This window comes from Variovorax humicola (assembly GCF_037889915.1).
Taxonomy (GTDB): domain Bacteria; phylum Pseudomonadota; class Gammaproteobacteria; order Burkholderiales; family Burkholderiaceae_C; genus Variovorax; species Variovorax humicola.
The window spans coordinates 39736-61735 of sequence record NZ_JBBKZV010000024.1 but is presented as its reverse complement, the minus strand read 5'-3'; the positions used below and the strand labels follow the sequence as shown (position 1 = coordinate 61735).

Annotated in this window: 17 protein-coding genes; all 17 read left to right on the top strand. The window is 61.1% G+C overall.

All coding sequences use genetic code 11. The features are described 5' to 3' along the window. Positions 1-93: 93 nt before the first annotated feature. The 17 genes from WKW80_RS27110 (at position 94) to WKW80_RS27030 (ending at position 21964) form a co-directional block, all read left to right on the top strand. Positions 94-741, top strand: coding sequence for a thiol:disulfide interchange protein DsbA/DsbL (locus WKW80_RS27110; RefSeq protein WP_340366679.1), 648 nt, complete (start codon positions 94-96; stop codon positions 739-741). Positions 742-846: 105 nt separating this feature from the next. Then, the gene (lptA, locus tag WKW80_RS27105; protein WP_340366678.1) at positions 847-1554 is read left to right on the top strand and encodes a lipopolysaccharide transport periplasmic protein LptA; all 708 of its coding nucleotides are present in this window, start codon (positions 847-849) and stop codon (positions 1552-1554) included. Further along, positions 1554-2393, top strand: coding sequence for an LPS export ABC transporter ATP-binding protein (lptB, locus tag WKW80_RS27100; protein WP_422822972.1), 840 nt, complete (start codon positions 1554-1556; stop codon positions 2391-2393). The genes lptA and lptB overlap by 1 nt, the downstream gene beginning before the upstream one ends. A gap of 10 nt (positions 2394-2403) precedes the next feature. Next, positions 2404-3990 carry an RNA polymerase factor sigma-54 gene (gene rpoN / locus WKW80_RS27095; protein ID WP_340366677.1) on the top strand — a complete coding sequence of 529 codons (1587 nt, stop codon included), beginning with the start codon at positions 2404-2406 and terminating at the stop codon, positions 3988-3990. An 814-nt stretch (positions 3991-4804) separates the two neighbouring features. Then, a complete protein-coding gene (locus WKW80_RS27090; RefSeq protein ID WP_340366676.1) occupies positions 4805-5629 on the top strand; it encodes a hypothetical protein in 825 nt (274 codons plus the stop codon). 100 nt (positions 5630-5729) lie between these two features. Further along, the gene (locus tag WKW80_RS27085) at positions 5730-7976 is read left to right on the top strand and encodes a YjbH domain-containing protein (RefSeq protein WP_340366675.1); all 2247 of its coding nucleotides are present in this window, start codon (positions 5730-5732) and stop codon (positions 7974-7976) included. Between the two features lie 118 nt (positions 7977-8094). Next, positions 8095-9264 (top strand): polysaccharide biosynthesis/export family protein, encoded by a 1170-nt coding sequence (locus tag WKW80_RS27080; protein ID WP_340366674.1) that lies wholly within the window; start codon positions 8095-8097, stop codon positions 9262-9264. Next, positions 9261-9698 carry a low molecular weight protein-tyrosine-phosphatase gene (locus tag WKW80_RS27075; RefSeq protein WP_340366727.1) on the top strand — a complete coding sequence of 146 codons (438 nt, stop codon included), beginning with the start codon at positions 9261-9263 and terminating at the stop codon, positions 9696-9698. Before WKW80_RS27080 ends, WKW80_RS27075 begins: the two co-directional genes overlap by 4 nt. 43 nt (positions 9699-9741) lie before the next feature. Continuing rightward, on the top strand, positions 9742-11967 hold the full coding sequence (locus tag WKW80_RS27070; RefSeq protein WP_340366673.1) for a polysaccharide biosynthesis tyrosine autokinase: 2226 nt from the start codon (positions 9742-9744) through the stop codon (positions 11965-11967). Positions 11968-12057: 90 nt separating this feature from the next. Next, on the top strand, positions 12058-13332 hold the full coding sequence (locus WKW80_RS27065; RefSeq protein ID WP_340366672.1) for a nucleotide sugar dehydrogenase: 1275 nt from the start codon (positions 12058-12060) through the stop codon (positions 13330-13332). Beyond that, complete coding sequence (locus tag WKW80_RS27060; protein ID WP_340366671.1) at positions 13329-14375, top strand: NAD-dependent epimerase/dehydratase family protein; 1047 nt, start codon at positions 13329-13331, stop codon at positions 14373-14375. Before WKW80_RS27065 ends, WKW80_RS27060 begins: the two co-directional genes overlap by 4 nt. A gap of 9 nt (positions 14376-14384) precedes the next feature. Next, positions 14385-15656 (top strand): flippase, encoded by a 1272-nt coding sequence (locus tag WKW80_RS27055; protein ID WP_340366670.1) that lies wholly within the window; start codon positions 14385-14387, stop codon positions 15654-15656. 52 nt (positions 15657-15708) lie between these two features. Continuing rightward, positions 15709-16875, top strand: a complete 1167-nt coding sequence (locus WKW80_RS27050; protein ID WP_340366726.1) for an O-antigen polymerase — start codon at positions 15709-15711, stop codon at positions 16873-16875. After that, on the top strand, positions 16868-17803 hold the full coding sequence (locus WKW80_RS27045) for a glycosyltransferase family 2 protein (protein WP_340366669.1): 936 nt from the start codon (positions 16868-16870) through the stop codon (positions 17801-17803). The genes WKW80_RS27050 and WKW80_RS27045 overlap by 8 nt, the downstream gene beginning before the upstream one ends. Then, complete coding sequence (locus WKW80_RS27040; RefSeq protein WP_340366668.1) at positions 17800-18876, top strand: glycosyltransferase family 4 protein; 1077 nt, start codon at positions 17800-17802, stop codon at positions 18874-18876. The genes WKW80_RS27045 and WKW80_RS27040 overlap by 4 nt, the downstream gene beginning before the upstream one ends. Beyond that, complete coding sequence (asnB, locus tag WKW80_RS27035; protein ID WP_340366667.1) at positions 18864-20849, top strand: asparagine synthase (glutamine-hydrolyzing); 1986 nt, start codon at positions 18864-18866, stop codon at positions 20847-20849. The genes WKW80_RS27040 and asnB overlap by 13 nt, the downstream gene beginning before the upstream one ends. After that, entirely contained in the window at positions 20846-21964 is a 1119-nt protein-coding gene (locus WKW80_RS27030; RefSeq protein WP_340366666.1) for a glycosyltransferase family 4 protein, read from the top strand. The genes asnB and WKW80_RS27030 overlap by 4 nt, the downstream gene beginning before the upstream one ends. Positions 21965-22000 lie beyond the last annotated feature (36 nt).

Below are 22000 nucleotides of genomic sequence, written 5' to 3'. Positions count from 1 at the left end.
GATTCCGCGACATTTCGTGTCGATCCTTCGCCGGATCAATGGAACTTGGTGATCCTTCGCAAGCTCTGTCAGCCGCACTGGAGATATTTATCAATGAATCGTCGTGAATTTTCGCTGGCCGCCACTTCCCTCGGGCTGCTTCCTCTTGCCAGCCCTTCGCATGCGCAGGCGCCCCTGTTCGCGGCCGGCAAGGACTTCATCAAGCTTGGCAAGCCCGCGCCTGTGGATTCGGCGGCCGGCAAGATCGAGGTGGTCGAGTTCTTTTCGTACAACTGCCCGCATTGCGCCGCGTTCGAGCCACAGCTCGAAGCCTGGGCCAAGAAACTGCCGCCGCAGGTCGCTTTCCGGCGGGTGCCGGTGGCCTTTGTCGGCAACGACGTCGAGAGCAAGCAGCGCCTGTTCTACGCGCTCGAGGCCATGGGCAAGGTCGACGAGATGCAGATCAAGATCTTCGACGCCATCCACAAGCAGCGTCAGCCCGTCGTGGGCGACGACGCCATCGTGGCCTGGGTCGGCAAGCAGCCGGAACTCGACGCCAAGAAGTTCGCCGAGACGTTCAAGTCGTTCTCGGTCGCCGGCAAGGCCAAGCGCGCCACCCAACTGCAAAACGACTACCAGGTCGGCGGCGTTCCCGCGCTCGGCGTGGCGGGCCGCTGGTACGTGGACGGCGAATTGGCCGGCAGCATGGACCGGGCGCTGCAAATCACCGACTACCTGATCGGCGAAGCGCGCAAGGGTTGACCGAAAAAGTCAACCGGCAGTAAATATCGACCCGCGATACCGGGCCTTTCGTCAAGGCCGCGTCAGCCTGCCGCATACAATGGGTGCAGCAAGTTTCGTGCCTTTATGAATACGCGCCCCAACCTCCACGCCTCCCTTCGATCTGTACGCAAAGCAACCCTGAGTCTGCTCGCCCTGGCGGCCGTGGCGGGCGCACCGTTCGCGCACGCCGAAAAGGCCGACCGCGCGAAGCCGATGAACATCGAGTCCGACTCGATGCGCTACGACGACCTCAAGCAGACCAGCGTCTTCACTGGTGCAGTGGTCGTCACCAAGGGCACCATCATCATTCGCGGCGCGCGCATCGACGTGCGGCAAGACCCCGAGGGCTACCAGTACGGTGTGGTCACCGCCGCGCCGGGCAAGCTGGCCTACTTCAAGCAGCGCCGCGATGCCCCGGGCGGCGACGAGTGGATCGAGGGCGAATCCGACCGCATCGAATACGACAGCCGCGCCGACAACGTCAAGTTCGTCGGCCATGCCGTGATGCGGCGGCTCATCGGCAGCAAGGTCAATGACGAGAGCAGCGGCCCGCTGATCGTGTACGACCAGAGCAACGACACCTTCACCGTCAATGGCGGCACCGTGCCGCCCGATGCGGCCGTTGCCTCCGGCCAAAAGGGTGCGCGCGTGCGAGCCGTGCTCACCCCGCGCCCCCCCGCCTCGGCTGCGCCCGGCAGCCCGAGGGCCGCCGCTGCGCCAACGCCCCCGGCGCCGGCCCCGGGTTCAGGCCTGCGCTCCAGCACCACGCTCGGTGGGGAAGCGCGCCCGTGATGCGCAACGACAACGCCATGATCGACACCTCCGGCAAGCCTGCGCCTGGGCCCGGCGGTGGCACGGTGACGGCGCTCGCCGGCAATGGCAGCCGCCTCGAAGCATCCGGCTTGCAAAAAACCTACGGCAGCCGCATGGTGGTCAAGGATGTGTCCCTCGGCGTGCAGAAAGGCGAAGTGGTCGGCCTGCTCGGCCCCAACGGCGCCGGCAAGACCACGTCGTTCTACATGATCGTGGGCCTTGTGCGCGCCGATGCCGGCGACATCACCATCGACGGCGAGCCGATCGCCCACATGCCGATCCACCGTCGCGCGCGCATGGGCCTGTCGTACCTGCCGCAGGAAGCATCGATCTTTCGCAAGCTCACGGTCGAGCAGAACGTGCGCGCCGTGCTCGAGTTGCAGTTCGAGACCGATGCCAAGGGCAATCGCGTGCCGCTCGGCGAGGCTCGCATCGACGAGCGCCTGACCGAACTGCTGACCGACCTGCGCGTCGAACATCTGCGCGATTCCCCGGCGCTGGCGCTGTCGGGCGGCGAACGGCGCCGCGTCGAAATCGCGCGCGCACTGGCCACGCAGCCGCGCTTCATCCTGCTGGACGAGCCTTTCGCCGGGATCGACCCGATTGCCGTGATCGAGATCCAGCGAATCATCGGTTTTTTGAAGAGCCGCGGTATCGGCGTGCTTATCACCGACCACAACGTGCGTGAGACGCTGGGCATCTGCGACCACGCTTTCATCATCAGCGACGGGCATGTGCTGGCACAAGGCACGCCTTCGGAGATCGTCGACAACGCCGAGGTACGCAGGGTGTACCTGGGCGAGCATTTCAGAATGTAGGGGCCTGGGCATGAAGCAAGGCCTTTCGCTGCGCGTATCGCAGCACCTGGCGCTGACGCCCCAATTGCAGCAGTCGATCCGGCTGCTTCAACTGTCGACGCTCGAACTGAGCCAGGAAGTCGAGCAGATGCTCGACGACAACCCGTTCCTCGAGCGCACCGCCGAAGAAGCCGTGCGCGAGGAATTCGGGCTCGAAACCTCCGACGCGCCATCGCCGCGCGACGATGACTTTGCGGCCCCCTCCACTGCCAATGGCGCCGACGGCCCGGTCGCCGCCTCCGCCTCGAACGACGCAGACACCTTGGCCGCCGACACGTCCGCGGACGGCCTCTCCGATGTCGAGCCCGACTGGGGCGGTGACGGCACCGTCGACATGCTGCCCGACGACAGCGAATGGGGTGGCGACGCGCCCGCGCGCGCCAACAACCTCGGCGACGACGAACGCGCCGACGCCACCGAACTGGCGCGCAGCCAGGAGTCGCTGCAGACCTTCCTGCACCGCCAGGCGCTCAGCCTGCGCCTCGGCGAAACCGACCGCGCCGCGCTGAGCTTTCTTATCGAGTCGCTCAACGACGACGGCTACCTCGAGGACTCGCTTCCCGCGCTGGCCTCGGGCCTGGCCGGCGACGACAACGACCAGTTCGACGACCTGGTGCACCGTTTCCAGATGGCGCTGGGCCTGCTGCAAAGCCTGGAGCCGGTCGGCGTGGGTGCGCGCGACCTCGGCGAATGCCTGGCCATCCAGCTGCGCGCGCTGGCCCGTGCCGATGAATCCGAAGACGAGGCACAAATCCGCAATGTCGCCATCGCCATGTGCAAGCTGCCGATGGACCTGCTCGCGCGCCGCGACTTCAGGCGCCTGGCCGCACTCACGCGCAGCAGCGAAGATCTGGTGCGCGCCGCGATGCAGCTCATCGCGCGGCTGGAACCCAAGCCGGGCCGACGTTTCGTGGACGTGGAGCGCAATGTGGTCGTGCCCGACGTGATCGTCACCCGCACCGGTCGCGGCGCCACGCTCAGGTTCCGCGTCATGCTCAATCCCGACGTGATGCCCCGGCTGCGCGTGCACGACATCTACGCCGGCGCGCTGAAGGCGCACAAGGGCGAGGGCAGTCAGGCGCTGTCGCAGCGGCTGCAGGAGGCGCGCTGGTTCATCAAGAACATCCAGCAGCGATTCGACACCATCCTGCGCGTCAGCAACGCCATCGTCGAGCGGCAGAAGAACTTCTTCGTGCACGGCGAACTGGCCATGCGCCCGCTGGTGCTGCGCGAGATCGCCGACGAACTCGGCCTGCACGAATCGACCATCAGCCGCGTGACAACCGCGAAATACATGGCGACGCCCTACGGCACGGTGGAACTCAAGTACTTCTTCGGCTCGGCTCTGGGCACGGAGACCGGCGGCAATGCGTCGAGCACGGCGGTGCGGGCGCTGATCAAGCAGTTCGTGTCCAGCGAGAACATCAAGAAGCCGCTGTCGGACAGCCAGATCTCCGACATGCTGAAAGAGCAGGGTATCGAGTGCGCGCGGCGCACCGTGGCCAAGTACCGCGAGGCGCTGCGGATTGCGCCTGCGAATTTGCGCAAGGCGCTTTAGGGCTTTAGTCAGGCGTCGTTTCGCGGACGTGGCGAGTAGGCCACGTGCGCAACCACATTCAGGCGATCTACGAGAAGCTGCGCGCGGGTCGGCAATGATGGGGGCGGTGCCGCGTGGCGGCGCATCGGCGCCGGCCGGGTTCCAGCGCGCCATGTGCATCTTGCGGTTGATGGCCAGCGCTTCCATGAACTACGGCACCAGCTAAAGGCGCGCGACTTCCACGGCGATGTAGCCGGCGTTCTCGCCGGCCCCGCAGAACAAGATCCAGAGAGCGAATTTCGCGTGGTAGGGGTCGTTCTCGTGGCAAGCATGCTCTCGAACGGAATCTGCGCATCACATTCCGAATTTCACTTTGCCCCGGGGGGCGGCGAACCAGCTTCCCAGCTGAAAGCCATTTATCGCCCTGGGCTGCGAGAAACATCGTGGCCACTGCGCTGTCCTGCTGCTTCACCGGCTCATAGGCGGCCAGCATCTAGGGCGACTCGCCGGCGTTCGCCGCACGCTCGCCTATATGTGGGCACGCGCCACCGCGGCCCTGACCATCCGGCCTGATCGGCGCTCCACCAAGTCACGAGTTCGTGTGAGCAGTTGCGCACAGGTCATATTTCATCGCAACATCAAAAACGTTAACTGTTGTTAACTATAGTGTATTGACTGTTGTTAACACTCATCTGTGGCGAACTGTGACTATTCGCACGAGCGATTTCTGCTTCGTTTCATAAAATTCGCTTCGACATGCTGCTGAAGCTCGGCGCCCCTGGCGGCCACAAAACAATCAGCTGATCGCACCGCACCTTCTTCGGTGCAGTGGCATGTGCGGTCCCTCACCAACGCGCTGCGGCGTTTTCTACTTAAATCTCTGATGAAAAATCTTGCGAAACCGATCGGCGTCAAACTTCTTGCATGCGCTGTTGCGCTGGCGAGCCTTGCTGCCTGCGGCGGCGGGGGTGGCGCAGGCGGAGGCTTTCTGCCACTTCCATCGGGTAGCGGTGGCACGACGGTCACGGGGACTGCGGGCGGTCCGCCGATGCTCGTCGGCGCAGCCGTTTCGATGACCTGCGCCAACGGCGCGACGCTGACCGGCGCGACCACCGGCCTTGGCGGCTATATCACCAATGCGGCCGTACTTGCCTATCCGTGCGTTGGCACGGCGACGCTCGGAGCGCTGTCGTATCGCGGAGCTCTGTTCGCCGGCACGGTTGCCAACTTCACGCCAATGACCGACATGATGGTCGAAGTCATGCTGGCGGCTTCGGCTACCGGCGCTGCCTCGATGGCCATGGGCGAATTCTTGGCCAAGATTGGCAAGGATGGCACGTTTGCCAGCAACGTGGCGGCAGCCGCTCCCAGCTATCGCGCAACGGTGCTCGACGTCATGAAGGCTCAGCTCATGGCCAACGGCAAGACGGAAGCTGAAGCCGATGCCATCTTGCAGCCCGCGCGCACGCGGAACTTCGACGCTCAGAGCTTCGTCATCGGTTCGGACCTCGACAAGGTCCTCGGCAATTCCGCAGCGGTATTGCAAAACACTGACGGTTCGGTCAAGGCCTCGGTCCTGACGCCCGTGAAGGCCGCAGGCGACGCACTGCCACTGCCGGCGAGCGGTGCTACCGGCGGCACAGGCACTTCGGGCGGCTAAGCCAAGAGGCGCAAGCGGGCGCAAAAGAGCAGTCGAAAGACTGCCCTTTGCTCCGCCGTGTCTGGCGGGCGCGTTTTGACTTACCGATTCAAGAAAATCAATGGGACGGGAATACCAAGTGGGCGCGGGCCTGGCCCTGCTGGCCCTGGCCGCGCAGTCGGCCCTCGCGCAACATGACACGACGCTGAGCGGTGCAGGCTTCACGGGCTTGTCGGTCACGCCGACGGCCCAACTCCTGCGCCGCGGCACGATGGGTCTCGCCTACGAGAGCCAGGTCGCCGGTGCGCCGTCCGCAGGTCGCTACGGCACGAGCGGCCACAACTTCGTGGCTGGCTTCGGGGTGCTGCCCAACCTCGAGATCTCCGGCCGCATGGCCGCGAATACGCTCAACACCAACTGCTATGCCGAACCCTGCGGCATTCGCGACCTTTCGTTCAACTTCAAGGCCGGCACGCCGCTCGACAAAGCGCATCGTTGGAATGCAGCCGTCGGTGCGACGGACCTGGGCGGCGCCGCGACGTTCTTTCGGTCGTACTACGGTGTGCTCACATACACCGCCACGGACGCGCGGAACCTCGACTTGAGCGTTGGCTATGCGCGCCGCAGCGGCGCGGTCGTGCCCAGCCGGGCAGCCACGCCGCTCGATGGCCCATTTGCAAGCGCCGCCTACCGGCCGCTACCGTGGCTGCAAGGCCAGCTGGAATACGTCGACGGCAGCTCGTTTGCGGGGGGGCGCATCCATGCGCCGGCCGAGTGGTTGCCGACGGGATGGGCGGCCCACCTGGGCGTGAACATGCGCATGTCGGGTAACGCGCACACCGCGCGAAGCTGGATCAGCGTCGGCCTGACAGTTCCGCTTTACAAAGTCTCGAACGAGCGCCCAGCGCCAAGGCCGGCCATCGCGCCCGGCGCATTGGCAGCGCCGGTTGCGTCCCGTTCCGCCGCGCAAGAGTTCTCCGCGGCAGGATTGGCCGAGTCGCCGCCTATCGGCGTCTACGCACCGTCGCTGGCGCAAGCCATGCCAGCCGATCCCGATGAGGCTGGCCGCATCACCGACGACCAAATGAAAAAGCTCGCCGCGGCGCTCGCTGCCAAAGGCTTCGAGGACATCGCGATCGGCCGCCTCCCTGACGGCGCTGTCGCCATCAGGGTCAACAACGCCACCTACAACGTCAATAGCGTCGACGGCCTTGGCGTCGCATTGGGCGTGGTCGCACGGCAGCTCGCGGGCGCCCGCGCGCCTTATCGGCTGGTGCTGACGCAGCGGCAAGTCGCCATCGTCGGCGCGCGCGGCCAGACCGATTGCCTTGCGCGATGGATCGAGCTCGAGACGCCGGGCTGTGCTGCCGTGCGGTTGTCCGCGCCCGGCACCGCGGCGGTCGATGCATCGCTCGACGGTGCAGCCTGGGTCGTGCAGGGAGGTGCGCCGAGCTGGGCGACCACGCGTCTCGTGCTCCAACCCGTGCTGCGCAGCACGCTCGGCACCGAGTACGGCGTGTTCGACTACTCCGCGGGCTTGCGCGCTACGCTGCAGCAGCCCTTGTGGAGAGGCGCGTATGCGGAAGTCAGCCATGTTTCGCCAATCAGCGAATCCCAGGACTTCCGCGTCGGCGGCGTGTTCGGCAACAGCCGCCTCGTCGACTCGACCGATCGCGCACTGGTGCATCAAGTCGCGCGTGTGCCGGTCGAACTGCTGTTCGGCAAGCGCAACCAGGGCGCCGCCACGCGCTGGGGCGCCAACGCCTTCACCGCGCATCTTGCGGCCGGCCGCTTCGACAGCAACTACCGCGGCGTCTACGGCGAACTGCGTTGGGAGCCGGGTGAAGGCCGCAACCGCTTCGGTATCGAAGGCGGACGCTTCGATCGCACAACGGCCTACGACCGCAACCTGCCCGCCGAATCGCGCGCGCTGCTGGCCAGCTACCGCTATGCCTACACGCCGACGCGCACCTACTTCGAGGCCACGGCGGGCCAGTTCATGTACAGCGACGTCGGCATCAAGCTCGGCATCAAGCAGTGGTTCCACGACGTTGCGGTGAGCCTGTACGTGCGCCGCAGCAAGTTCGAGTGGGAGCCAAGGGCGCGATCGTATGCGGGCATCGAGATCTCGATTCCGCTCACCCCGCGCAAGGACATGAGCCCGACCCATCACATCCAGGTCACGGGCACGCCGCGCTGGTCCTATGGCGTCGAGACCGTCATTCGCGAAAGCGCCAACCGTGTCGACACCAGCCAGGGCGTGGTGCCCGGCGGTGCCGTGCTGGATCGCACCTTCAACTCCGACCGTGCAGGGCTCTCGTACCTCGAAGAGAACCTGCCGCGCGTGCGCAGTGCGGCGGGTCGATAGGACCACCAAAGATCATGGAAACGTCTCGACACATTCCACCCACTGCTCGAACCGCCCCCAGAGGCGGCGCGGCCGACCGATATCGCGGCCAGGACCGCATCGCTTTCTCACGACCGTCATGTTGAACTCTCCTTTGATGCGGGCCGCATCGCTGTTCTCCTTCGCCAAGTGGACCGCATTGGCGTCAGCCTTTTCATTGCTGGCCGGCTGCGCGCTGGCGCCGGGCGTTGCTTTCGATGAGGTGCCTGCCAATGACGCGGGTGCATCGGCCAATGCCATGGATGCGGCCGGAGACGCGGCACCCGCGGGCGCCTTGATCGGCATCACGCCCGACCTGGTCCGCCAGCAGCGCGCGGCGCAAGCCACCGACGTGGGTACGGATGTCAAGCTGCTGTTCGGCTCCCCTTCGCAATACCGTATCGGTCCGGGAGACATCCTGAACATCGTGGTGTGGGACCACCCGGACCTCGTGCTGCAGCCGGCCGGTTCCATCACCACCGACGCCACCAGCGGATCGCCGGTCAGCAATGGCTACAACGTCAGCTTCGACGGCCTGATCCAGTTTCCCCATGTGGGCACCTTCACCGTGGGTGGCCTGACCGAATACGAAGTGCGAGATCGCCTGGCCACGCGCTTGGCCAGGTACTTCAACGAACCCAAGGTGACAGTTCGTATTCAGTCGTTCAGAAGCGGTCGCGTATACGTCGATGGGTCGGTGCGCACGCCTGGCCTGCAAGCCGTCAACGACATCCCCATGACGCTGCCCGAGGCCATCAACCGCGCGGGCGGCTTTGCGCCGGATGCCGACCGCTCGGTGGTCTCCGTGTCGCGCTCCGGGGTGACGACCCTCGTCAACATGCAACAGCTCATCACGCTGGGCATCAATCCCAACAAGATCATGCTGGGCAGCGGCGACATCGTGCGCGTGTTCAGCCAGGACGATGCAAAGGTGTACGTGATGGGCGAGGTGACGCGCCCCATCGCGCAGCCATTGCGCAACGGCCGCATGTCGCTCAACCAGGCTCTGGGTGAAGCCGGGGGCGTCGCCACCGCCAGCGGCAACCCGCGCCAAATCTACGTGGTGCGCGCCAAGGCCGAAGGCTCACCGGAGATTTACCACCTGGACGCCAGCACCCCTGTGTCGTACGCATTGGCCGAAGGCTTCGAACTCAAGGCTCGCGACGTCGTCTACGTGGACCCGGTGCCGCTCGTGCGTTGGAGCCGCGTGATCAATTTGATCCTTCCGAGCGCGCAAGTGGTTGGCGTCGGCAACGCCATGGTGCGCTGATGAGGAACATCCTGGTCCTGTGCATCGGCAACATCTGCCGAAGTCCCATCGCCGAGGCCATGCTGGCCCGTGAGTTTCCTCAAAAGAAGGTCTGGTCCGCAGGCTTGGGGGCGCTCGTAGGCGACCCGGCCGACCCGTTCTCGGTTGAAGTCGCGGCAGCACATGGTCTCGACCTTTCGAAACATCGCGCCCAGCAGGTCACAAGCTGGATGTGCCTGGCCGCCGACCTCATCCTGGTGATGGAACAGGACCATAAAGCCGAGATAGAGCAACGCTACCCGCCGGTGTGCGGCAAGGTCTTTCGCCTCGGTGAGTTGGACAAGTTCGACATCGCCGATCCGCACCGCCAGCCCAAGGCTGCCTTCGAAGCAGCTTACGCGGACATCGCCGGCGGCGTCGCTGCCTGGGCGCCGCGCCTTCGCCAATTGAGCTGAGCCGTAGGGCAAGCCAATCCAAGCCTCAACCAGTTAGCCGCGAATGAATCCCCCCAAGTCCACCATGCCCGTTGCGACACGACCGACCGGCGACGGCATCAATCTGCTGGAACTGCTCGATGTGCTGCTCGACAACCGTTGGCTCATTGCCACGGTGACGGCGCTGGCACTTCTGGCCGGCGCCGCATATGCATTGTTGAGCCCTCCCGTCTATCAGGCCAACACCGTGATTCAGGTGGAAGACAGCAAGAGCGACCCCGTGAGCAGCATGTTGGGCCAGGCAGCTGGGTTGTTCGACATTCATTCCCCGGCCTCGGCGGAAATGCAGATTCTGCGTTCGCGCCTTGTGGTCGATCAGGCCGTGGCCAATCTGGGGCTCGACATTGAAGTCACGCCCCGGTACATCCCACTGGTGGGCCGGTGGCTCGCCGCAAGTTCGACCACACCTTCCAGGCCGGGCCTGCTTGGTTTCGGTGGGTTTGTGAGCGGCAATGAGGCGTTGAGCGTAAGTTCTTTCGACGTGCCCGACGCAATGGAAGGCAGGCGCTTTGTCGTGCGCCTGACCCCGGAAGGCTACGAACTGATCTCGCCAGACGGTGGCCTGCTGGCCCATGGCGAATTCGGTCAGCCACTGGCTTTCTTGGTGGATGGCGGATCAGGCCGATTGCTGGTCAACCAGGCAGTCGGCAATACGGGCGCACAGTTCTACGTGACCCGACTCTTTCGCCTGTCGGTGACTGAAGATCTGCAAAAAGATCTCAAGATCACGGAAGAGGGAAAGCAATCCGGAGTGATGCGCGCGACGCTCGAAGGCGAAGACCCGCGCGCAGTAGCGCGACTGCTCAACGAAATCGGCGCTCTCTATGTGCGACAGAACATCCAACGCAAGGCGGCTGAAGCAGAGAAGTCACTGGAGTTTCTGGGCACGTTCTTGCCGCAGTTGCGCCACCAGTTGGAAGAGTCCGAGACAAAGTTCAACCGCTTTCGAAACCGCAACAGCACCTTTGATCTCGACTCTGAAGGCAAGGCGGTTCTCGAGCAATCCGTCAAGCTGCAGACCGACCTGCTGACGCTGCAACAAAAGCGCAAGGAACTCCGGAGCCTCTACACGCCGGAGCACTTCAGCATTCGCGCCGTCGACGCGCAGATCGGCGCCCTCAACGGCCAACTGAGCAACCTCAACTCTCGCGTGAAGAAGCTGCCTGACGTCCAGCAAGAACTGCTCGGGCTGACACGCGACGTCAAGGTGAACAGCGAGTTGTATGTGAACTTGCTGAACAGCTCGCAGCAATTGCGACTGCTGAAAGAAGGCAAGGTGGGCAATGTACGCATCGTCGACACCGCCTCGGTAACGAAAAAACCCGTGAAACCCCAGCGCCCGCTGATCGTGGCGCTGGCGACGGTGTTGGGCTTGGTCATCGGTCTCGCAATTTCATTCTTGAGAAACAATCTGCGCCCCGGGCTGAAAGACCCCGCAGAAATAGAGCAGCACACCGGGCTGCACGTGTTCGCCAGCATTCCGCATTCGGAACTGGAAGTACGGCACGCGAATGACTTGTCGAAAAAAATTCCTGGAACCCGCGTATTGGCAGTAACGGCGCCGAAAGATCATGCGGTGGAGAGCATGCGAAGTCTGAGAACCGCAATGCAGTTCGAAATGTTGGAGGCAACCAACAATGTCATTCTGATAACCGGTCCGACGCCCGGAATTGGCAAGTCGTTTGTCAGCGTGAATTTTGCAGCGGTGCTGGGCGCCGCCGGGAAAAAAGTATTGCTGATTGACGCAGATCTACGCAAGGGCCACCTGAATCAGTACTTTGGATTGCAGCGGGAGATAGGGGTCAGCGAAATCATCGCAGGCACGGTGGCGATCAACGATGCAATTCATCGTGGTGTGATGCCGAATGTCGATTTCTTGAGTACCGGAATCCTGCCGCCGAATCCCGCGGAGCTTCTCTTGTCTGCCGCCGCGGTAGATCTAGTGAAGCGCGCCGAAAAGAATTACGACCTGATCATTGTTGACACCCCGCCTGTGCTGGCTGCATCGGACACCGCGGTCCTTGGCCCACTCGCAGGGGTCGTGCTTCTCGTCGCCCGAGCCGAGGTCACATCGATCGGGGAATTACAGGAATCCAATAAACGACTTCTTGGAGCGGGAGCCAGGGTCAATGGCGTCGTATTCAATGCCTTGAATATGAACAAGCGCCGCTACGGCTACGGCATTGGCTTCAAGTATGGCGGTTACCGCTATATCAATTACAAATACTGAACTGGCTCCAGGGCCGCCGTCCACCAGTTCGCCACCGCGGCATCTTTTGACGCCGACCGCGCCAAGCCGACTCTGAAATCAATACGAACAATGAAATTAAACGGAATTATCGCAGTCATCGGCCTCGGATACGTTGGCTTGCCACTGGCCGTCGAGTTTGGCAAGCGCAGGGCCGTGCTGGGCTTCGACATCAATGCGGCGCGCATCGCCGATCTGCAATCCGGTCGAGACAGCACTCTGGAAGTCAGCGCGGAGGAACTCAAGACTGCTACCGACCTTCGATTCAGCAGCGATCCAAAAGATCTCGAAGGTTGTCGAGTTTTCATCGTGACCGTCCCAACGCCCATCGACGGGGCCAACCGACCCGATTTGACGTTGCTTGTCAGGGCCAGCGAAACGGTCGGGCGCGTGATGCCGCAGGGTGCGATGGTCATCTTCGAATCCACTGTCTATCCCGGCGCCACGGAAGAAATTTGCGCGCCGGTGCTGGAAAAGTTTTCAGGCAAGAAATTCAACGTGGATTTCTTCTGCGGCTACAGCCCCGAGCGCATCAACCCAGGCGACAAAGAGCACCGGTTGCCCAACATCAAGAAGGTGACCAGCGGCAGTACGCCAGAGGCAGCCGAAGCCGTGAACACCCTGTATGGCGAGATCATTGCCGCCGGCACTCATAAGGCCAGCAGCATCAAGGTCGCCGAAGCCGCCAAGGTCATCGAGAACACCCAGCGAGACCTGAACATTGCCTTGATGAACGAACTCAGCCTGATTTTCAACAGGTTGAATATCGACACGCTCGAAGTGCTTCAGGCCGCTGGTACCAAATGGAACTTCTTGCCATTTCGTCCTGGTCTGGTCGGTGGCCACTGTATCGGCGTCGACCCGTATTACTTGACTCACAAAGCCGAGCAGATGGGATATCACCCTCAAGTCATTCTGGCCGGGCGCCGCATCAACGACAGCATGGCGGGTCACGTGGCCGACGAGGTCGTCAAGCTCATGCTTCGAAAGAACTTGCCTGTTCTCGGTAGCAAGGTGCTTGTGCTGGGCCTGACCTTCAAGGAGAACTGCCCCGACCTGCGCAACACCAAGGTCATGGATATGGTGCGTACGTTCCAGCGCTACAACGTGCAGGTAGACGTGTTCGATCCGTGGATCGACGTGGCCGAAGCGGAGCACGAATACGGCTTGCAGTGTCTGAGCGAAATGCCCAAGCCTGGGCAATACGCCGCCGTGGTGTTGGCAGTGGGGCATCACCAGTTCGCAACGCTGGGAGAAGCCGGTATCAGGGCGTTGGGGCAGGTTGGCGCCGTGCTGTTCGATGTGAAGAGCAGCCTGCCGCTGGGCGTCGCGGACAGTCGGCTATGAGCGCGTGCAACCCTGGCCCGACGGCCTACGAGCAACTCCTTCGGCGCTTGAGCAGCGAAAGCCACAGTTGGCTTGTAACCGGCGTCGCGGGCTTCATCGGCAGCAATCTCCTGGAAACGTTGCTCGCGCTTGATCAGCGCGTCGTAGGGTTGGACAACTTTGCTACAGGGCGCCAGTGCAACCTGGACGAAGTCCAGGCCATTGTCACGCCGAGGCAGTGGGCCACCTTTCGTTTCATCGAAGGGGATATCTGCAATCTTGCGGACTGCCGGACTGCTTGCCAGGGGGTGGAATACGTCCTGCACCAAGCGGCCCTGGGAAGCGTTCCCCGGAGCTTCGCGGACCCCATCACCACCAACGGCGTCAACATCGGCGGCTTTTTGAACATGCTGGTCGCCGCGCGCGACGCGCAGGTTGCGAGTTTCACCTACGCCGCCAGCAGCAGCACCTACGGTGACCATCGTGCGCTGCCAAAGGTGGAAGGCACCATCGGCAAGCCGCTCAGTCCGTACGCCGTCACCAAATACGTCAACGAACTGTACGCTGACGTGTTCGCGCGCTGCTTTGGCTTCAACACCATCGGCCTGCGCTATTTCAACGTATTTGGAAAGCGCCAGAACCCGAACGGTGCATATGCCGCCGTGATCCCGAAATGGATTTCTTCGCTCTTGAGCGGCGAAACCGTCTACGTCAATGGCGATGGCGAAACCAGTCGGGATTTCTGCTACGTCGCCAATGCCGTGCAAGCCAATCTGCTCGCCGCGACCGCCGCCAATCCGGCGGCCTTGAACGAGGTCTACAACGTCGCGCTCGGCGATCGGACGACGCTCAATACTTTGTTTGCCCTGCTTCGCGATGGTTTGGCAGCCCATGGGGTGGGGCCCGCAGTTCAGCCTGTGTATCGCAGTTTTCGATCAGGCGACGTTCAACACAGTCAGGCCAATATCGAGAAGGCCCAGCGACTGCTTGGATATGCGCCCACGCATCGAGTTGTGCAGGGCGTCAGGGAAGCGCTGGACTGGTATGTCGAAATGACAACCTGATCACCGCCAATGCGCTTGTCTCATATTGGCTGGAATCTTGCCGGCTTGTCTCTGCCACTCCTGGTGGCTGCGGCAACCGTGCCGCCGCTCATCAACAAGCTTGGCCAGGAACGCTTTGGCCTGCTTGCTCTTGCATGGGGGCTCATCGGATATGCCGGGGCACTGGACTTGGGAATCGGTCGCGCAGTTACCCAATTGGTCTCCCGCCTGCGGGGAAGCGGCGATTTGACCTCGGTACCAACGATCCTGGCAACGGCGGGGTGCATCACATTGACGGCCGGCTTTGCGGGCGGAGTCTTGATCGCGCTCGCAGCCCTGTGCGGTGGGACCGCGTGGGTCCACGCCGCGACTGTCCCGTCGACTGAAATATGCAATGCCATGCTGTTGCTGGCGATCGCGCTCCCCGCGCAAGCCATGAGCGCCACCTACCGAGGTCTGAATGAGGCCTTCCTCAATTTCAAAGGGATCAGTCTTGTTCGGTTAGCCCTTGGCATTGCCAACTTTGCCGGTCCATACCTTGTAACCCATTACACGAGCGAATTGCCTTGGCTTGTAGGAACTTTGGTGGCCAGCCGCCTGCTTGCTTTATTCGTATTCCGCGAACTGGCGTATTCGTGCCTCCGCAACCGGTCGCTGTTAAAGAGCGCCGGCACCTATTCGGCATCCGTCGCAAAGTCGCTTTTTTCTTTTGGTGGCTGGGTGGCGGTCAGTGGCGTGGTGAGTCCTGTGTTGGTGCAGGCAGACAGGTTCTTGATTAGTGCCACGCTTTCGGTCGCCGCTGTTGCCGCATACGTCTTGCCGTATGAATTGGTTGCTCAAAGTCTCATTCTCGTGGGCGCCATTTCTTCCGCAATTTTTCCATCTCTCACCAAGATGGTACACGAGGGGTCTGACGCATCGCACGCCTACTTTCGACGTTGGCTTTTCATCGTAGGCGGAATGATGCTGCTGGTGTGTGGTGCGCTTGCACTGCTCATTCCCTTAATCTTGCCGCTTTGGATTGGGGACGATCTCCAGCCCAAGTCGATCGTGGTGGGCCAGATTCTTTGCCTGGGTGTGTTCGCGAATTCGATTGGAGCCATGTTCTATGCATTGCTTCATGCGCGATGCCGCTCCGATCTAACAGCGAAATTGCACGTCGTCGAACTCCCGCTCTATTTTGCCTCGCTTTTTTTCCTGCTAATTCAATACGGTATCGAAGGTGCGGCCTGGGCCTGGGTGGGCAGGATGGTGTTCGACACGTTGGTGTTGTCCTGGTGTTCGAAAGCAACCCGTGGTTGAGTGTCTCTTGTGCCTCGTTCTTGCGGGCTTGGCCTTGGCGTCACGACCAAGAATGGGGTTCGCAAATCCTTTTCAGATCTATTTCTTGATCTGGTCTTTGTTGATTCTGAATTTTTACCTGCAGCGCGATAGTTTTGTCGAAGTGACATCAGAGTTTTTATTCTTGATTTTCACAGTGAAGTCGGTTGCGCTCGTACTTCTGATCGGGGTGCGTGCGATGACTTCATCGGTGTCCGAGCCTCTGGCTTTTGAACGACTTCCTCCCATCAGGGAGCGCCTGCTTTTGATCGCGCAGATCGTAGTCTTTGCCGCAGTCCCGTTCGCCTACCTGAGAGCTGTCTCACTGGCAGGGGGCGACGATATTTTCAGCATCGCGGGCTATATAGGGTTTAGATCTGCAATGACAGATGATGGAGAGAGTTTTGGGATCTTTTCTTATCTCTCCATCTTGTCTCTGGTTACGTCCTCCATAACTATCGCCTCGTATTTTGAACGGCGCGCCGGTGCTTATCGCTTGGCGACCTCGATCCTTGTCAGTTTGTTCTACGCATACGTCTCAACTGCAAGAACGTTCATTCTGATATTTTTCTTGCTGCTGATATTTCCCATGGTGCTAACGGGCATCGTCCGTCTAAAGGGCCTTTTGGTGGCGCTCGTTTTGATGGGGTGTGCATTTGTTTTTGTGGCAGTGATGACTGCCAAGGGGGTTTCAATCGAGGCTGACGTTGCGGGCAACGCAGATTCTCTTTTTGAAAACCTCCGGCAGTACACCGTTGCTCCCTTTGTCGCACTTTCTCGACTCGTAACCGATCCCCTGGTAGCGGAATTAGGGCTCAACTCTTTTCGACTGGCTTTCTCTGTGCTGAATGCGTTGGGAGTGGCAGATGTCTCTCCCAAGGCGCTGATACGGGAGTATGCCTATGTTCCGGATGCAACGAACGTTTATACCGTTTACGAGGTTTATTTTCGAGATTTTCTATTTCTCGGAATTTTCATTCCGCCAATGTTTTTGATTGGGCACTGGTGGCTATACCGGAAGGCCAGGGGTGTCGGGGGCAGATGGATATTTTATTATTCGGCCTCCGTATATCCCTTGGTCATGCAATTCTTTCAGGATCAGTACTTTTCCTTGCTTTCCATGTGGATTCAGCTCGGATTCTGGTATTGGTTGTTTCTGAGCACAAAATTCAACCCCGAAAAAAATTCGACGAATGATTGATATTGTCTTGGTGAATTGGAATTCCGGGTCTCAACTCCGTGATGCGATGGCTAGTATTGCCGCCAATCATGGTGGGCTGGTCGGTAGCGTCGTTGTTGTGGATAACAAATCCTCTGACGATTCCTTGCAGGATGCAAATTTCGGAAATCAAGAAATTCCGTTGGATCTTGTTCTCAATGAATGCAACAGAGGGTTTGGTGCGGCGTGCAACCAAGGTGCTGCCGATGGTCGAAGCGAATATATCCTTTTCCTGAATCCAGACACTCGCTTGTTCCCTGGCTCATTGTCGATTCCGTTGGAATTCATGGAGAGAAACGAGAATTCAGGCATTGGCATCGCCGGAATTCAGTTGATTGATTCGACCGGGGCGGTGTCACGCTCTTGTGCGCGTTTCCCCTCGACACCCCTACTGCTTGCGCAAGCCCTTGGTTTGAACAAGTTGCCGTGGCTGCGCGCTTGGAGCCAGCACATGGGGGAATGGGATCACGCCCACGATCGCGAAGTGGATCAAGTGATCGGCGCTTTTTTTCTGATTAGACGATCTCTCTTTCAGTCGCTTGGGGGATTCGACGAGCGATTTTTCGTCTATTTCGAAGAAGTGGATATCTCCTACCGCGCTCGGCAAGCCGGGTGGCGCAGTGTCTACTTGGCCGACGCGCAGGCGTTTCATGCCGGCGGCGGCGCATCGGAAAAAGTCAAAGCCCATCGGCTTTTTTATTCATTGCGCAGTCGCTTGTTATACGCATCCAAGCATTTTTCGTTTATTTCATACTGGACGCTCGTGGGAGCGACCCTGCTCATTGAATCCATATCTCGCGCCGTATTTTCCTTGGCACGTGGTGGTTTGGAAGATTTGCGAAACACGCTGCGAGGCTACGTAATGCTTTGGCGTGCGCTTCCAGTTGTCTTGGCGAAGGATCGCAAATGAGGATTCTTGCGTTAACCCGCTACGGCCGTTTGGGGGCTTCATCTCGCTTGCGCTCCCTGCAATTCGAATCCGTGCTGGAGGCGATGGGGGTGGCGATCAGGGTGCAGCCTTTGATCGGCGATGAGATGCTGCGAGAAAAATACGAATCCAGAAATTATCGTTCGGGCAGGATGTTGAAGGCGTATGCGGCGCGCATATGGCAAATGCTTTCCCGACGCCAATTCGATTTGGTCTGGATTGAAAAGGAGGCGTTGCCTTGGATGCCTGCGGCATTGGAAAGCGTTTTGCTCAGGGGCGTGCCGTACGTGCTTGATTACGACGACGCGATTTTTCACAACTACGACTTGCATGCTTCCAAATGGGTGAGGCGGGCGCTGGGGCGACGCATTGATCGCTTGATGGCGGGTGCGCGCCTGGTCGTGGGAGGTAATGACTACTTGGCTCAACGCGCGCGAGATGCCGGTGCGCCTCGGGTCGAGGTGGTGCCCACGGTGGTTGATCTCGATCGCTATGGGTTCCAGGCCCAACACGAACAAACAGGCGTGCCGCACCTCGTATGGATCGGGTCGCCATCCACGGTCAAGTATTTGGGCGCACTGGAAATGCCGTTGGCCGTACTGGCTGGCCGCTTCGAATTCAAGCTGCGCGTGATAGGCGCAACCCTTGATATGGCCGGTGTCGACGTGGAGTGCGTGCCATGGACCGAGGAGACCGAGGCTCAGGCAATTGCCCTGTGCGACGTCGGCATCATGCCCCTTGCCGACTCGCCTTGGGAGCGCGGCAAGTGCGGCTACAAGCTCATTCAATATATGGCGTGCGGCTTGCCGGTCGTGGCTTCGCCTGTAGGGGTGAACAAACAGATTGTTCGTGACGGCATTGACGGGTTTCTTGCGGAAGCGCCAGACGTTTGGGTGGCCAGGCTGGAGCAACTGCTGGGCAACCCAGTCTTGCGGAAAACCATGGGCAAGGCCGGCCGCCATCGCGTGGAGGCGGAATATTCTGTCCAGCAGGTCGGGCCTCGGTTAGCAAGCATGCTCCTGAGTGCAGTAGGGGAAACCGTATGTGCGGATTGACCGGCTTCCTGGGCGGCCTCGCTCAGAACGCATCTGCACAAGCGACCATCGTGGATCTGATGGCCCGCCGGATTCGCCATCGAGGTCCGGACGACGGTGGTGTGTGGACAGATCCAGACGCGCAGCTTGCGCTAGGCCACCGTCGCTTGGCGGTCGTTGATCTATCTCCAGCTGGCCATCAGCCCATGAGTTCGGCGACTGGACGCTATGTCATCGCTTTCAATGGCGAGATCTACAACCATCTCGATTTGCGCGCCGACTTGCGAAAGAGGGGGCAAGCACCTGCGTGGCGCGGTACTTCCGACACTGAAACGCTGTGCGCCGGTCTTGAGGTGTGGGGTGTGCAGGGCACTCTGGAACGCACCCTCGGCATGTTTGCCATTGCGCTATGGGATAGAGAGACGCGGACGCTCACGCTGGCGCGCGACCGGGTTGGAGAGAAACCGCTGTACTACGGCTGGCAAGGCAGTGGCCGATCGGCGGTCTTCCTGTTCGGTTCCGAACTGAAGGCCCTGCGTGCGCACCCTGCATTTGCCGCGCCGATCGATCGCGACGCGCTGTGCTTTTACATGCGCCACGGCAACGTGGGTGGCGCCCATTCCATCTATCGAGGTATTCACAAGCTGCCGCCAGGATCTTTCCTCACGGTATCGCGAGACACGCCGGAGCCACTGGTATGCACATACTGGTCAGCGGGGGAAGCGGCCGAACGAGGGAAGGCGGAACCGTTCGCGGGATCCGCTGTCGAAGCTGTCGATGCGCTTGAGAGCCTGCTCAAGGATGCCGTTGGTCGGCAAATGATGGCCGATGTCCCGTTGGGGGCGTTCTTGTCTGGCGGCGTGGATTCTTCTGTAGTGGTGTCGCTGATGCAGGCGCAATCCACCAGACCGGTCAAGACGTTTTCCATTGGCTTTCATGAGGCCGCGTACAACGAAGCCGTGCATGCCAAGGCGGTTGCCCGGCACTTGGGCACCGAACACACTGAGCTGTACGTCATGCCTCATGAGGCGATGGCCGTCATCGAGAGCGTCCCAAGACTCTATGACGAGCCCTTCGCCGATTCATCTCAGATTCCCACCTTTCTGGTCAGTCAACTTGCGCGCCAGCATGTCACGGTGTCGCTTTCCGGAGATGCCGGCGACGAACTCTTCGGGGGCTACAACCGCTACCAGTTGACGGCAACCCTATGGCAGAAGCTGTCTGCATTGCCGTCGCCGTTGCGCCAGGCCTTGGCTTGGGGCGTCACCCGCTTCTCGACCAAGAGTCTCGACGCCTTGGCATTGCGCGTGCCCGGTGCCGCGCGCTGGGCCAGTGTGGGCGACAAACTGCACAAGGGCGCTGGAGTCATGGCGGCGCGTTCGGTGGCCGAGTTGTACTTGGGCATGGTGTCGCAGTGGACCGATCCTGCACAAGTGGTACTGGGAGCATCGGAGTCGGCCCTGCCGCTCCTGGGCGGACAGCCCCGATTGGAAGGTTTGTCCGATGTGGAGCGCATGATGGCTCTCGACCTGCTCACCTATCTACCCGACGACATTCTGGTCAAGGTGGACCGGGCGGCAATGGCCTTGGGTCTGGAAACGCGGGTGCCGCTTCTGGACCACCGCGTCGTGGAGTTCGCCTGGCAACTGCCGCTGCAGTACAAGCTGCGGCGCGAGGGCAAGGGTTACACCACCAAATGGGCGCTGCGCCAGGTGCTTGATCGCCATGTCCCGAGGGGGTTGATCGAACGGCCCAAGATGGGCTTCGGCATTCCTCTCGGCGACTGGTTGCGTGGCCCCCTCCGCCCGTGGGCGGAAGACTTGTTGCGCGAATCGCGACTCCAAGGCGAGGGCTGGTTCAATGCCGCACCGATCCGGCAGAAGTGGGCCGAGCATTTGAGCGGCAAACGAAATTGGCAGCACCCGTTGTGGTGCGTGCTCATGTTTCAAGCGTGGCTCGAAGAACAGACGAGTTCAGCCGGAGAGCGCAGATGAGATTCTTGATCATCGCCGGCTTTGCCGAATCGCTCCTGGGTTTTCGCGGGCCATTGATAGCCGCGCTGCAAATCAAAGGGTTCAAGGTGCATGTGGCCGCGCCGCTTCTTCCTGTTGGCGACCCGGTGCGCCTGGAGTTGGAGGCGCTGGGACTGAAGGTTCACAGCATTCCGTTGCGCCGCACCGGGACCAATCCGCTTCTGGACATCGGTGGATTGTTGGCTCTGCTCCGATTGATGCGTCGTGTCCGGCCTCATTGCGTATTGAGCTACGCCGTCAAACCAGTCATCTATGGATCGCTTGCGGCGTTCATGGCAGGCGTACCCCGGCGGTTTGCATTGATTTCCGGCCTCGGCTACGCATTTCAGGGGGGCGGGAAACGAAAGTGGCTGCAGGAATTGGTGCGCCGGCTCTATGCCTTGGCGCTTGGTCGGGTGCACAGGGTCTTCTTCCAGAACCCTGATGACGAGGCAATGTTTCGTCGGCTTGCCATTTTGAAGACGACCGTCCCTTCATGTGTGGTCAACGGATCGGGAGTGGATGTCGCCAGTTTCACGGTGGCTCCTTTGCCAACGGGGCCGATGCGCTTCTTGCTGATTGCGCGCCTTTTGGGCGACAAGGGGGTGCGTGAATACGCGGAGGCTGCGCGCCGTGTTCGCGCCGCGCATCCAGACGTGCACTGCGGCCTGGTCGGGTGGATCGACTCCAATCCGGATGCCATCGCCAAGCGTGAATTGGACGCCTGGGTTGCCGATGGAACGATGACCTATTTCGGACGCCTTTCAGACGTGCGTCCGGCCATCGCCGCGAGCAGCGTCTATGTATTGCCCTCGTACCGAGAGGGAACCCCGCGTAGCGTGTTGGAGGCCATGGCGATGGGCCGTCCGGTCATCACGACCGATGCCCCAGGCTGTAGAGAAACGGTGGTCGATGGCGACAACGGGTTCCTGGTTCCCGTCAGATCCGTGGATGCCTTGGAGCAGGCCATGCTCAGGTTCATCAAGGACCAGGCGCTGCTTGCGCGCATGGGCCGGCGAGCACGCCAGATCGCAGAAGAGAAGTACGACGTGCACAAGGTCAATGCAGTGATGCTGCGCGAGATGGGGATTGCATGAAGCGGTCCTTTTCTGACTAACAAGAAAAGCAGGGGG

What these genes read in the sequence shown, in the direction of transcription:
- WKW80_RS27110 (WP_340366679.1), top strand. Translation starts at nt 94, where the DNA reads ATGAATCGTCGTGAATTTTCGCTGGCCGCCACTTCCCTCGGGCTGCTT.
- lptA (WP_340366678.1), top strand. Translation starts at nt 847, where the DNA reads ATGAATACGCGCCCCAACCTCCACGCCTCCCTTCGATCTGTACGCAAA.
- lptB (WP_422822972.1), top strand. Translation starts at nt 1,554, where the DNA reads ATGCGCAACGACAACGCCATGATCGACACCTCCGGCAAGCCTGCGCCT.
- rpoN (WP_340366677.1), top strand. Translation starts at nt 2,404, where the DNA reads ATGAAGCAAGGCCTTTCGCTGCGCGTATCGCAGCACCTGGCGCTGACG.
- WKW80_RS27085 (WP_340366675.1), top strand. Translation starts at nt 5,730, where the DNA reads ATGGGACGGGAATACCAAGTGGGCGCGGGCCTGGCCCTGCTGGCCCTG.
- WKW80_RS27080 (WP_340366674.1), top strand. Translation starts at nt 8,095, where the DNA reads ATGTTGAACTCTCCTTTGATGCGGGCCGCATCGCTGTTCTCCTTCGCC.
- WKW80_RS27070 (WP_340366673.1), top strand. Translation starts at nt 9,742, where the DNA reads ATGAATCCCCCCAAGTCCACCATGCCCGTTGCGACACGACCGACCGGC.
- WKW80_RS27065 (WP_340366672.1), top strand. Translation starts at nt 12,058, where the DNA reads ATGAAATTAAACGGAATTATCGCAGTCATCGGCCTCGGATACGTTGGC.
- WKW80_RS27060 (WP_340366671.1), top strand. Translation starts at nt 13,329, where the DNA reads ATGAGCGCGTGCAACCCTGGCCCGACGGCCTACGAGCAACTCCTTCGG.
- WKW80_RS27055 (WP_340366670.1), top strand. Translation starts at nt 14,385, where the DNA reads ATGCGCTTGTCTCATATTGGCTGGAATCTTGCCGGCTTGTCTCTGCCA.
- WKW80_RS27050 (WP_340366726.1), top strand. Translation starts at nt 15,709, where the DNA reads ATGGGGTTCGCAAATCCTTTTCAGATCTATTTCTTGATCTGGTCTTTG.
- WKW80_RS27045 (WP_340366669.1), top strand. Translation starts at nt 16,868, where the DNA reads ATGATTGATATTGTCTTGGTGAATTGGAATTCCGGGTCTCAACTCCGT.
- WKW80_RS27040 (WP_340366668.1), top strand. Translation starts at nt 17,800, where the DNA reads ATGAGGATTCTTGCGTTAACCCGCTACGGCCGTTTGGGGGCTTCATCT.
- asnB (WP_340366667.1), top strand. Translation starts at nt 18,864, where the DNA reads ATGTGCGGATTGACCGGCTTCCTGGGCGGCCTCGCTCAGAACGCATCT.
- WKW80_RS27030 (WP_340366666.1), top strand. Translation starts at nt 20,846, where the DNA reads ATGAGATTCTTGATCATCGCCGGCTTTGCCGAATCGCTCCTGGGTTTT.